We start from the raw sequence: 11516 nt of genomic DNA on the forward strand, positions 1-11516 counted from the left end.
GCGTATTCACCGAGCAGACCATGACTGATTTTCCCGTAGCAACGATGCCCCGTCCGGAGAGCGCCAGAGAAACCCAGGCACTCGTGCTGATTGCCGAAGATGAACCTGAAATTGCCGACATCCTGATTGCCTATCTCAAACGCAGTGGCTTTCGTACCGCACACGCACGTGACGGCCGACAGGCGCTGGAAATGCACCTGGCGCTCAAGCCGGACCTGGTGCTGCTGGATGTACTGATGCCTCACGTGGATGGCTGGCAGGTGCTTGCCGAAGTGCGCCATCGCGGCCATACGCCGGTGATCATGCTGACGGCGCAGGACCAGGATATGGACAAGCTGATGGGTCTGCGCATCGGGGCCGACGACTACATCGTCAAACCGTTCAACCCGGCCGAAGTCGTCGCGCGCACCCAGGCTGTACTCAGACGCTCCATCGATTACCACTACCGCGCCAGCCCCACAGTGCTGCGGGTGGACGCGTTTGAAATTGATCTTGAAAGCTATGAAGTCACGGTGACCCTCGCCGGCCGTAGAGTGCCGCTGGCATTGACGGTGACTGAGTTCAGGTTGCTGGCCCAACTGGCCAAGGCGCCGAAAAGAGTGTTCAGCCGCGCCGAACTGCTGGCCCAGTGTTCACCGGAAAGTGACAGCCTGGAGCGGACGGTCGACAGCCATATCAGCAAATTGCGCCGCAAGCTCGAAGACCTCGGGTTACAAGGCGTCCCCACCTGTATCCGAGGGGTTGGCTACCGGTTTGGGAGTGTCGCGTGAAGGGGCTCAATGGCCTGAGCCGCCAGATCATCCTGTCCATGTCCGCCGTGGTGTTGTGCGTGATCGCCCTGGCGGTGATCGGCTCCTATATTTTCTATGCGTTGCTATGGACGTACTGGCCACTCACGGACGAAGAAGTGGATGAGTGGCTGCCCGCCAACGTTGAATGGGTGTGGATGGGTTTGACCACGTGCGTGAGCCTGGCAGTGGGCTCGATTGTGGCCTTGAAGCTGTCTCGACGAATTCTGATGCCGTTGAACTCCGTGGCCGAGAACCTGCGCAAACTGGCCGACGGCGACCTGGATGTACAAGCGGTTGCCGGTGACCAGTCAATCGGCGAAGCGGCCATCCTGGTGGACGATTTCAACAGCATGGCTAAACGTTTGCAGCGTATGGCGCAGGAACAGGCGTTCTGGAATGCCGCAATTGCCCATGAACTGCGCACACCGCTGACCATCTTGCGTGGGCGCCTGCAAGGCTTGGCCGAAGGCGTGTTCGAACCGGACACCGCGCAGTTCTACAGCTTGCTGGGCCAGGTAGAGGGCCTGACACGCTTGATCGAGGACTTGCGGGTGGTCGGCTTGGCCGACAGTGGCTACTTGGAGCTCAACCTGCAGGAAGCCGACCTGGCCACGGGCATTGAGGACGATGTGCGGCTGTTCGAACCCAGCCTCACCGCTGTCGGTTTTGTCCTGCAACTGGACCTGCAACGCCGCACGATGCGCTGCGACCCCGCGAGAATCCGTCAGGCGCTGCTGGCTCTTTTGGACAATATCCGGCGGCATGCGACACCCGGAAACGTGATCGTGCACCTGAGTACCCGCGACGGCTTCAATTACCTGCGTGTGCGCGATGACGGCCCCGGCATCGACGAACGCTTCGCGACGCATTTGTTCGAAGCCTTCCAACGCGGCGAAAACTCCCGTTCACGCGCCCAAGGCGGCAGCGGCCTGGGCCTTGCAGTGGTACGCGCCATCGCCCTCGCCCATGGCGGCGCCGTGACCTGCCGGCGCATGGAAAACGGCGGCACGCTGTTCGAACTCAGTTGGCATGTTTGATTGAACGAGGTACCGCGATGCGTATCTTTTCCTGGGCATTCAGGAAAACCACCGGCTACAGGCATTTTGCTTTGTTGGATGCCCGGCACGTGTGTATTGCGTTCAAGAGCTGTCGCGCAAAACCCGCCGGCGAGCAGTGGGTAGAAGTTGAACGCGTCAACCTGTCCTGGCTCGGAAGAACACTCCCAGGCTGCACCCGTGCCGTTGAGCGAGTGTCAACATGAGCAATGACGTGGTCCGACTTGAGGCATCGCTAAGACTGCACACGCTGCGCTTGAAAAAACTGCAGCGCGTCTGGGTTCCACTGCAGCAATGCGCGCCCAAGTGGGTAATGGTGTTGTGGATTGTGGGCCTCTGCGTGACCCTGGGCACCCAGTGCTACTGCCACTGGCTGGTGACCGCACCGATGATCTGCGTATTGATCGTGGTGGAAATCATCGTCGAGGAACGGCAAATGACGCTGATATTACGTGCGGACCATGCACGTGATTTGCTCAGGCAGGCGCAGCTTGACGGCGTGTATTGATCGTAGAGCGTTTCAGCACAATCAACGCGCGCACGTCGCAAAACCTTGGCCGCCAAGGAACGGCAGCCCCGGTTCAGCGTTTTACACGGCTATTTACAGCCGATTCGGCTCGGCAATTGGCCTTGCTTCGCCTTCAGCGCGGCCTGCACCGGCTGCGGCAATTGACTCCAGAACGTGAGCCCCGAGCGCTCTTCGATGTGATCAACCGTCACCTGATAATCACAGAAGTTCGCACCTTTGGGCGTTTCCTGATTCATCACAAACGAAGCATACAGGCCGTTTTCAGGTGAACTGCCAACGAAGATGATTTTCCAGTACCCACTGGGAATGGTATGGACCTTGTTCGTCCCCGGCAGCGTGCCGACAAAATGCTCATACAAAGGCCCGGTGGCGACATACACCTGGTCGATGCCTGGCGCTTTGCTGAGGTTGCGCTCCTGGTCTTCAAGATGCGCCCAGGGCCCCTGGTTAAGCTCGGCCTTTTGCGGCGTGATATTGGACAGGTAATTGAGGGTCTGCCAGTCAGGGACGCCGGCCATCGAAGCGAGATTGGCCTGATGGCCACGGTCGACTTTGAGCGCGACATTGGCGCCGTTGTAGTCCACCGGGTCGAGGGTTTCCCCTGCGGGGATATCCGGGTCTGTCTTCCAGTCGCGCGGGCGACCGCTGGCCGGGGTATCCTTGGTGATTTTGTACGAGACCCAGTTCGCAAACTTGGTCGAGCCATTGTTGTTCAACGTGTACGCCTGACGGTTCAACGTCAGGGGACTGCCGCCAGCGGGGCACCCCACCGAACAGTTATCGAACGGCAATGCCTGCTGCGGCTGGGGAGTGATTGCGGATTCGCGTGTTCTATCGGGCGTCGTACAGGCCGCAACGAGCGGGATCAACAGAAACGCCAGGTGCTTGAACTTCATACTTCCTTGCATGGTGTAGCTCCTTGAGGGTGAATCAATGACAACGGTAAATGGCACGTCGACTGCTGCGGTTCCTTCGCGAGACGACCTGCACACTAAACCACTCCAAACATTTCAATATGAGGAGAGGCTATGGTTTTTGTTTGTGATTCCGGCTGACCGAATGCTGAATGCCGAGAGAGGCGCGGTGAGCGCCTGCTAGAGCGTCAGCACCTGATGCCCACCTGGAGACTCGAGCGGAGCCCGTCACCAGACGGATTCGAACTGGCCCGCCCTGCGCTTAATCCTGTACAGGTTCGTACCGGGTTGCTCTGGATTCCAGTGGCTTTGCGCAGAAACGAAAAAAGACGCCTAAGCGTCTTTTGTCGTTGACCCCAGGCCCAGTGGGCATCTGTGGATCTATATTTGGAGCGGGAAACGAGACTCGAACTCGCGACCCCGACCTTGGCAAGGTCGTGCTCTACCAACTGAGCTATTCCCGCGTCTTGGTGGTGTGCATTCTATAGAATCCAGAACCCCCGTCAACCCCTTGATTCAAAAAAGTTTTATTTCTTTTCAACGGTGGTGCGCAGGTGAGGCCAGGCAGCGCGCAAATACTGGAGCATGGACCACAACGTCAGGCCAGCGGCGACAAGCAGCAAGGCATAGCCCATCAGAACCCAGAAGGAGAAGTCCGAGGGGTTGGCCAGCAGAATCACCAACGCGAGCATCTGCGCGGCGGTTTTCCATTTGCCCATGTTGGAAACGGCCACGTGGGCGCGGGCGCCGATTTCGGCCATCCATTCGCGCAGGGCCGAGACGACAATCTCGCGGCCGATAATCACCGCGGCCGGCAGGGTCAGCCACAGGTTGCCGTGTTCCTGCACCAGCAGGACCAGGGCGACGGCCACCATCAGTTTGTCGGCCACCGGGTCCAGGAACGCGCCGAAGGGCGTGCTCTGTTCGAGGCGGCGCGCCAGGTAGCCATCGAGCCAGTCGGTCGCCGCCGCAAAAGCAAACACCGAACTGGACGCGGCATAGCTCCATTCGTAAGGCAAATAGAACAACAAAATGAAAATCGGAATGAGCAGGACGCGTAGAACGGTAATCAGATTAGGGATATTCATCGGCACAACTGGCTACGAGGTGAGAAGGCATTCTACTCGCTGTGCAGACTTGCATAAATCAACTCAGCGAGCTTTTTACTGATACCGGGTGCTTTGGCAATTTCGTCAATGCTGGCACGGGATAGCTCCTGCAAGCCACCAAAATGTTTAAGCAGGTCACGCCGACGGGTCGGACCAACGCCTGCGACCCCTTCCAGGGTTGAGGTTCGGCGGGTTTTGCCACGGCGGGCACGGTGGCCGGTGATGGCAAAACGGTGGGCTTCGTCGCGGATCTGTTGAATCAAGTGCAACGCAGGTGAGTCACCTTTCAAGGTGAACTCATGCGCGGCATCATTCAAGTACAACGTTTCGAAACCGGCCTTGCGCGTGGCACCTTTGGCAACACCCAGCAGAATCAGGTCGGGAACGGCCAGCTCGTTGAGCACGTCACGGGCCATGGACAACTGGCCCTTGCCACCGTCCACCAGCAGGATATCGGGGAGCTTGCCCTCCCCGTCCTTCAATTTGCTGAAGCGCCGCGTGAGGGCCTGGTGCATGGCGGCGTAGTCATCGCCAGCGGTGACGCCTTCGATGTTGTAGCGCCGGTAATCGGATTTGATCGGCCCTTCCGGCCCGAACACCACGCAGGACGCCACGGTGGCTTCGCCGCTGGAGTGGCTGATGTCGTAGCACTCCAGGCGCTGGGGCGGCTCGTCCAGGTTAAGGACTTCGGCCAAGGCGTCAAAACGCGCAGCCACGTGCTGTCGATTCGCCAGGCGTGCGCTCAAGGCCTGCTCGGCGTTGGTCACCGCCAGTTGCTGCCAGCGCGCGCGCGTGCCGCGTACGCGGTGGCTGATGTCCAGCTCGCGGTCCCGCAGCCCGTGGATCGCTTCGATCAGCGTGGGGAAGTCTTCGTGCACCACGTTGACGATCAGTTCGGACGGCAAGTCGCGCTCGGGGCTGCTGACGTAGTATTGGCCAAGGAACGCGGCCATGACTTCGGCCACGTCCTCGTCGATACCGGTCTGCGGGAAGAAATTCTTGCTGCCCAGCACTCGCCCGCCACGCACGCTGATCAGGTGCACACAGGCGCCGCCCGGGTTGACGAACGCGGCGATCACATCGACGTCACCCGTGCCGCCCTCCATGCTTTGCTGGTCCTGCACACGGCGCAGCAAGGAGATCTGGTCGCGCAGTTCAGCGGCGCGCTCGAAATCCAGGGTGCTGGCGGCCTGCTCCATGGCGCCGGAAAGCTCATCGGTAAGCGCATTGCTGCGCCCTTCCAGGAACATCACCGAATGGCGCACATCCTCGGCGTACTCCGCCGGGTCAACCAGGCCGACACAGGGCGCCTTGCAGCGTTTGATCTGGTATTGCAGGCAAGGCCGCGTGCGGTTTTTGTAGAAGCTGTCTTCGCACTGACGCACGAAAAAGGTCTTTTGCAGCAGGCTCAGGCTTTCGCGGATTGCGCCGGCGCTGGGGTATGGACCGAAATACTTGCCCTTCTGCTTCTTCGCGCCACGGTGAATACTCAGGCGCGGGAAGTTACCGTCAGATAAATACACGTAGGGATAGGATTTATCGTCACGCAGCAGAATATTGTAGGGCGGCCGCCACTCCTTGATCAGCGTCTGCTCAAGCAGCAGCGCTTCGGTTTCATTGGCGGTGATGGTGGTTTCGACCTGGGCGATACGCGCCACCAGGGCGGCGGTTTTCGGCGCAAGACCGGTCTTGCGAAAGTAGCTCGCCAGACGGCTTTTCAGGTTCTTGGCTTTGCCCACATAAAGCAGGCGTGCCTCGCTGTCGAACATGCGGTACACGCCGGGGCGGCCACTGCAGGTTGAAAGAAAGGCACTCGGATCAAACGGTGTGGTCATGTCAGGCGCTGGCGTCCACCATGCCGTGACGCACCGCGAGCAGGGTCAATTCAACATCACTGCTGATGGCGAGCTTCTCGAAAATGCGATAGCGGTAGGTGTTGACGGTTTTTGGCGACAGGCACAGCTTATCGGAGATCGACTGCACTTTCTGGCAACCGACGATCATCAAGGCGATCTGGATCTCACGCTCCGACAGCGCATCAAACGGCGAGTCACTGGTAGGCTGGAAGGATTTGATCGCCAACTGCTGGGCAATCTGCGGGCTGATATACCGCTGACCGGCAAATACCAGGCGAATGGCTTGCACCATCTCTGCCAGGCCTGCGCCCTTGGTCAAGTAACCGGCCGCTCCGGCCTGCAGAAGGCGCGTGGGAAACGGGTCTTCCTCGCACACGGTGACCACCACGACTTTAATGTCCGGGTGGCTGCGTAATAATTTGGTAGTGGCACCAAGACCGCCGATCCCAGGCATCTTGACGTCCATCAAAACCACATCGGGTTTCAACTCCCGGGCCTTGATCAGGGACTCCTCCCCCGACTCGGCCTGACCGACTACTTGCAGGCCATCGATGTCAGCCAGCATTCGTGTAATGCCTGTACGAACGAGATCATGGTCATCGACTACTAGCACCCTAATCAAGCAGACACCTCGCGATATGGTCTTATAGGTTGCTGAACACCTTAGCAAAAAACCAGGGCGCAGACCTAGCTGCAAGCGTCATATATATTGAGTTTGCGCCGGATACAGGCTTCTACCGAGCGACATACTGCAGATTATGCTGAGCAAAAGGTCAGGTTTGCTCGAACATCGGCTTGGGTTTTTTGTTATGCGCCGCTGAATGTTCCGCCAACGTGGTGGTCAATCGACGGATAGCATCCTGATCCTCCTTGAACATGGCTCGGTAGTTTTCAAGGATCTTTTCTTCAAGCTGACTCAGGTTTTCAAATTGAATGGGAGTGGGGCTCCCCGTCAGCACATATAAAAGGTCCACTCCACGCTCCGCCACGCGTGACAAATAGTCTGCCTTGGGCGCGCGGCCACCGCTCTCGTACTTACCTTGGGCGTTAGCTTCAACGCCGCCTATTTCACCAAAATTCTTCTGTGACAGGCCAAGACGTTCTCTTTCCTGCCTTAAGCGCGAACCGATTCCACTCATTTGGATGTATGATCCTTTATGGCACACCCCTAGAGGTGACACACTCATCTCTTTTTACACAAACTTGAACGGTTTTGAACTATGCCCGGTATTCGCACTGCTGCACAAGCCAAGGCTTGGTTGGAACATCAAGGTAAGTCAGTTCAAGCGTTTGCTCGTGAGCACGGCGTCGATCCAGCCACGACGTATCAAGTGCTCGCTGGGCGTAAAAAGGGACGGCGTGGGGAAGCCCATAAGGTGGCGGTCCTGCTGGGCATGAAAGAAGGGATTATCGTGGATGAACCTGTCGCTCAACTCTGCGAGACACAAGCTCTGTCCTGACAGCAGTATGCGCTTATTCGTACAGCGTGCCTGTTTTAGTCAAATGGGGTTGTGTGACACTCGCGCTCCATGCACCAGAAGCACTCCTCTTCCCCGACGATACTCAACCCCTGGCGCTGATACAGCCTTCTCGCCGGATTGGTCTTGAACACGGTCAACCGTAAAAGACCCAACCCCTGCGCACGCGCCTTGAGCACCATTTGCTCCAACACCCAACTGCCTGCGCCTTGCTTGCGACAGCGCTCGAGCATGTGCAATTCACGTATATAAAGCGCCCTGTGATCGCGATTGACGCTGATAAACCCCATCACACTGTCATCGTTGCAGATCAGCCAGTTTTCACGCCCTGCCCAGGCGACGTCAAAGCCGCTGTCAGACCACAGCAAACCGTACTGCTGGTAATAGCGGTTCATGGCGTCATGTGTCAGCGTTCGCGCAAACGGCAGGTCCTGGCTTGTGGCAGCGCGCAGGTGAAAGGCCATTTAGAGTGCTTCCACATGCCCAGCCCAGTGTTCGCCATCGCGGCGGGCAATCACCAGCGCGTCGCCAATACCCGGCGCGGCAGCAAGCAGACTGCCATCGGCTGACCAGATGGCACTGCGACCCGCACAGGCCCAGCCACCGGATGGGCCACCGTGGTTGGCCATCAGCACCAGCATCCGATGCTCGGCGGCATAACCCTGCAGGAGCGCACTGTCCGTCGCGTAGCCGCCTTCACTGATCAGCACGCCGGCGGCGTACACATTGGCACCGGCTTCAGCCGCCTGACGCGGATGGCTGGCGTGGGAAAAGTCTGCGCAGACCGCCAGCGCAATGCGGTCATCCCCCCACTCGAGGGCTGCACCACCCTGCCCCGCGACAAACGCCACCTCTTCGCCCGGGTGCAAATGCTGCTTGGTGTAGACCGCCAGCGAACCGTCCGCGCCCAACACCAGTGCGCCGATCAGCACGCCTTCCCCGGGCGCCAGACGTATCGGCATGCCCACCACCGCCGTCAACCGCAACGCCTGCGCCCTGTCACGCAGCGGCTCAAGCAGCGCATCGTCGGGTGCAATCGCCAGGCCGGCCGCCAGCGCCGGCTCATACCCGGTCAACGACAGCTCTGGAAACACCAACAACTGCACGCCCTGCGCCGCCGCCGTCTGCATAAACGCCAGGTGCCGCTGGATATTGGCCGGCACATCACCCGCGATGGAGGTGGTTTGCGCAGCAGCAAGGGTCAAGGCAGTCATGGTCGCGTCCTAGCAATAGATACCAAAGTGTAACCAGCATATCGGCACTCACCCCATAGCCGTAAGACCCTCACGCGATAGAAATTACTGATTGAATCCTGCCATGCGCCTCTAGTAAGCTCCGCCCATCATTTGGAGAAACACCATGTTGCAACTCACCCACCCTCAGGTTTGCCCTGCTGCCAGCGCCTCGCGCTCGGTGTCGGCTGCCCGTGTGAACGGTTTGAGCGCACTGGTCAGCTTTTATTTTGGGTATTGGTTTAGCCACTGGCGCGCCTGATACCTGAAATCGGCGCCCACTACTCAAGGGGTCGCCTACCAGAGAAATCTAACCCCCGGTCGGCTCCCCGACCGGGGGTTTTGTTTTTTCAAGCCTTAATTATTTTGCATCACACCGAACACTAAAAGGACTCACGACATGAACTACGCCACCTATTACCGCTACGACACTTCCACTGCATGGCGATTTAGCAAGCTCCGTTCGGGACAGCCTGCCGCCTCCGATCGGTCACCTATTGGTGGCAAGCCAACACACGCAGCCAATACGGCCAATTGTCGAACACCCCAGTAGGGCAGAGCGTGCGGGAACAGCCCGCCGCTTGCCCAGGAAGCCTTGAATATGAACTCCTCCATCGCCGCTCTGCCCGTCTCTGCCCTGTCCAGCGCCAATGAGGCCCTGACCCAGCGCCTGCCCAGCTCCCTTGAGCTCAAGCACCGGTTGCCTCTCAGCCCGTTCCTCAATGAACAGATCCACGCCCATCGCCAAGCCGTGCGCGCCATTCTCAATGGCGAAGATTCACGCTTGCTGGTGATTGTCGGCCCGTGTTCGATCCACGACCCCGAATCCGCCATGGAATACGCGCGCAACCTGAAGAAGCTGGCACTTGAAGTCAGCGACCAGATGCTGCTGGTGATCCGTGCCTACGTCGAAAAACCGCGCACCACCATCGGTTGGAAAGGCCTGGCCTACGACCCGCACCTGGACGGTAGCGACGACATGGCCGCCGGCCTCACGCTGTCCCGCGAGCTGATGCGCGAAATGCTGCGCCTGGGCTTGCCGGTCGCCACCGAGCTGCTGCAACCGATGGCCGCCGGCTACTTCGATGACCTGCTGAGTTGGGTCGCCATCGGTGCACGCACGACTGAATCACAGATCCACCGCGAAATGGCCAGCGGCCTGGGCATGCCGGTCGGCTTCAAGAACGGCACCGACGGCGGGGTTGCGATTGCCTGCGATGCAATGCGCTCGGCGTCGCACCCGCACCGCCACTTCGGCGTCGACAGCCAGGGCCACCCGGCGATCATCCAGACCCCGGGCAACCTCGACACCCATCTGGTGCTGCGCGGCGGTCACCGTGGGCCGAACTACGACGCGCAAAGCGTGGCGCAGGTGAAGCACGACCTGGCCAAGTCCAAGGTCGCGGCGCGGATTATGGTCGATTGCAGCCACGCCAACAGTGGCAAGGACCCGTTGCGTCAACCGGCGGTGTTCAACGACGTGCTGGAGCAGCGCCTGCAGGGTGACACCTCGCTGATCGGCATGATGCTCGAAAGTCATCTGTTCGAAGGTTGCCAACCGTTGAGTGCGTCGATGAAGTACGGCGTGTCGGTGACAGATGGTTGCCTGGGCTGGAACAGTACCGAGCAATTGTTGCGCAGTGCGGCCGAGCGCCTTCGCGCACACAGCAAAGCCGACTGACCGATGAGGATCAAACTGTGAGAGCTGGCTTGCCAGCTCCCACAGTTGAACGTCGCCGGGCTCAGGAAAGTGGGTACAGCGCCTCATCAAACTGCGCCAGTTGCGCAAACACCAAGGGCTGTTCATCCACCAGCCCTTGTAGCCGCTGCTCATACGCCAGCAGAAAATCCCGCCGCGCCTCGTCGCTGATATACGGCACATGCCACGCCACAAACGGCGCCAGCACCTCATACCCGACATACGCCAACGTACCGCGCAGGATCGGCCGCAACATATCCTCCAGCGGCCCGTGAATCGCGCCTTCACCGAACATGTGTTCGCGCCCGCCCAAGGTCACCGTGACCAGCGCACGCTTGCCCGCCAAACCGCCCTGATCATAGAACCGCTTGCCGCCATAACACACACCGGACACCAGCACGCGGTCGACCCAGCCCTTGAGCATTGCAGGCATAGAGAACCAGAAGATCGGAAAATTGAGGATCAGCAGGTCGGCCCATAGCACCTTGTCCAACTCGCCCTGGATATCCGCCGCGATCGACTGTTTTTTTACACCCAGGCGTTGCTCCAGGGCATACACCAGATACTCGGGATTCTCCCGCGTGGAAAAATCAGCCGCCGACGCCACCGGGTTCCACTGCATGGCATACAAGTCACTCACCTGCACCTGATGCCCCAGGCCTTGCAGCGTGGTCACGCCCTGGTCGCGCAACGCAGCGGTAAAGGACTGCGGCTCAGGGTGGGCGTGAACAATCAAAACCTTCATGTGAACTCCTCAAACGGTGTGCGCCGCCCGTTGGGCGAGCAAATGATCAAGCCATTGCGAGGCCATTTTCACTTCGGATAAAAACAGCAGGACGGTGCGCCTTTGGTT

General features: G+C 59.4%; 13 protein-coding genes and 1 tRNA gene. 5 read left to right on the plus strand and 9 right to left on the minus strand.

Features of this window, described 5'->3' with window-relative positions; all coding sequences use genetic code 11:
• Positions 1 to 20: 20 nt before the first annotated feature.
• The 3 genes from ACLBW8_RS22485 to ACLBW8_RS22495 all read left to right on the plus strand — a co-directional run bounded on the left by ACLBW8_RS22485 (position 21) and on the right by ACLBW8_RS22495 (position 2354).
• Positions 21 to 770 carry a response regulator gene (locus ACLBW8_RS22485; protein ID WP_447806338.1) on the plus strand — a complete coding sequence of 250 codons (750 nt, stop codon included), beginning with the start codon at positions 21 to 23 and terminating at the stop codon, positions 768 to 770.
• A complete protein-coding gene (locus tag ACLBW8_RS22490) occupies positions 767 to 1828 on the plus strand; it encodes an ATP-binding protein (RefSeq protein WP_221294417.1) in 1062 nt (353 codons plus the stop codon). The genes ACLBW8_RS22485 and ACLBW8_RS22490 overlap by 4 nt, the downstream gene beginning before the upstream one ends.
• 220 nt (positions 1829 to 2048) lie before the next feature.
• A complete protein-coding gene (locus ACLBW8_RS22495; RefSeq protein ID WP_447806339.1) occupies positions 2049 to 2354 on the plus strand; it encodes a hypothetical protein in 306 nt (101 codons plus the stop codon).
• Between the two features lie 89 nt (positions 2355 to 2443).
• Here ACLBW8_RS22495 and ACLBW8_RS22500 read toward each other — a convergent pair whose 3' ends face one another.
• The 6 genes from ACLBW8_RS22500 to ACLBW8_RS22525 all read right to left on the minus strand — a co-directional run bounded on the left by ACLBW8_RS22500 (position 2444) and on the right by ACLBW8_RS22525 (position 7393).
• Positions 2444 to 3283: a DNA/RNA non-specific endonuclease gene (locus tag ACLBW8_RS22500; protein WP_407017219.1), complete on the minus strand. Its 840-nt coding sequence runs from the start codon at positions 3281 to 3283 to the stop codon at positions 2444 to 2446.
• A 394-nt stretch (positions 3284 to 3677) separates the two neighbouring features.
• Positions 3678 to 3753: transfer RNA gene (locus ACLBW8_RS22505), tRNA-Gly, on the minus strand.
• 63 nt (positions 3754 to 3816) lie between these two features.
• A complete protein-coding gene (pgsA, locus tag ACLBW8_RS22510) occupies positions 3817 to 4377 on the minus strand; it encodes a CDP-diacylglycerol--glycerol-3-phosphate 3-phosphatidyltransferase (protein WP_053255497.1) in 561 nt (186 codons plus the stop codon).
• Positions 4378 to 4409: 32 nt separating this feature from the next.
• A complete protein-coding gene (uvrC, locus tag ACLBW8_RS22515; RefSeq protein ID WP_447806340.1) occupies positions 4410 to 6233 on the minus strand; it encodes an excinuclease ABC subunit UvrC in 1824 nt (607 codons plus the stop codon).
• A 1-nt stretch (position 6234) separates the two neighbouring features.
• Complete coding sequence (gacA, locus tag ACLBW8_RS22520) at positions 6235 to 6876, minus strand: response regulator transcription factor GacA (RefSeq protein WP_017530522.1); 642 nt, start codon at positions 6874 to 6876, stop codon at positions 6235 to 6237.
• 151 nt (positions 6877 to 7027) lie between these two features.
• The gene (locus tag ACLBW8_RS22525; protein ID WP_064451816.1) at positions 7028 to 7393 is read right to left on the minus strand and encodes a helix-turn-helix domain-containing protein; all 366 of its coding nucleotides are present in this window, start codon (positions 7391 to 7393) and stop codon (positions 7028 to 7030) included.
• An 81-nt stretch (positions 7394 to 7474) separates the two neighbouring features.
• Between ACLBW8_RS22525 and ACLBW8_RS22530 the strand changes: the two genes are divergently transcribed.
• Positions 7475 to 7714, plus strand: a complete 240-nt coding sequence (locus ACLBW8_RS22530; protein WP_064451815.1) for a DNA-binding protein — start codon at positions 7475 to 7477, stop codon at positions 7712 to 7714.
• A gap of 35 nt (positions 7715 to 7749) precedes the next feature.
• On the opposite strand, the gene ACLBW8_RS22535 is transcribed toward ACLBW8_RS22530, so the two are convergent.
• A complete protein-coding gene (locus ACLBW8_RS22535) occupies positions 7750 to 8196 on the minus strand; it encodes a GNAT family N-acetyltransferase (RefSeq protein WP_064451814.1) in 447 nt (148 codons plus the stop codon).
• Complete coding sequence (locus ACLBW8_RS22540) at positions 8197 to 8946, minus strand: carbon-nitrogen hydrolase family protein (protein WP_447806341.1); 750 nt, start codon at positions 8944 to 8946, stop codon at positions 8197 to 8199.
• A gap of 619 nt (positions 8947 to 9565) precedes the next feature.
• On the opposite strand from ACLBW8_RS22540, the gene ACLBW8_RS22545 reads away from it, so the two are divergent.
• Complete coding sequence (locus tag ACLBW8_RS22545) at positions 9566 to 10645, plus strand: 3-deoxy-7-phosphoheptulonate synthase (protein ID WP_262667534.1); 1080 nt, start codon at positions 9566 to 9568, stop codon at positions 10643 to 10645.
• A gap of 61 nt (positions 10646 to 10706) precedes the next feature.
• Here the strand turns inward: ACLBW8_RS22545 and ACLBW8_RS22550 are convergent, their stop codons facing one another.
• Positions 10707 to 11408, minus strand: coding sequence for an NAD(P)H-dependent oxidoreductase (locus tag ACLBW8_RS22550; RefSeq protein ID WP_447806342.1), 702 nt, complete (start codon positions 11406 to 11408; stop codon positions 10707 to 10709).
• Positions 11409 to 11516: the final 108 nt, after the last annotated feature.

This window comes from Pseudomonas sp. M5A4_2d, from assembly GCF_053345295.1.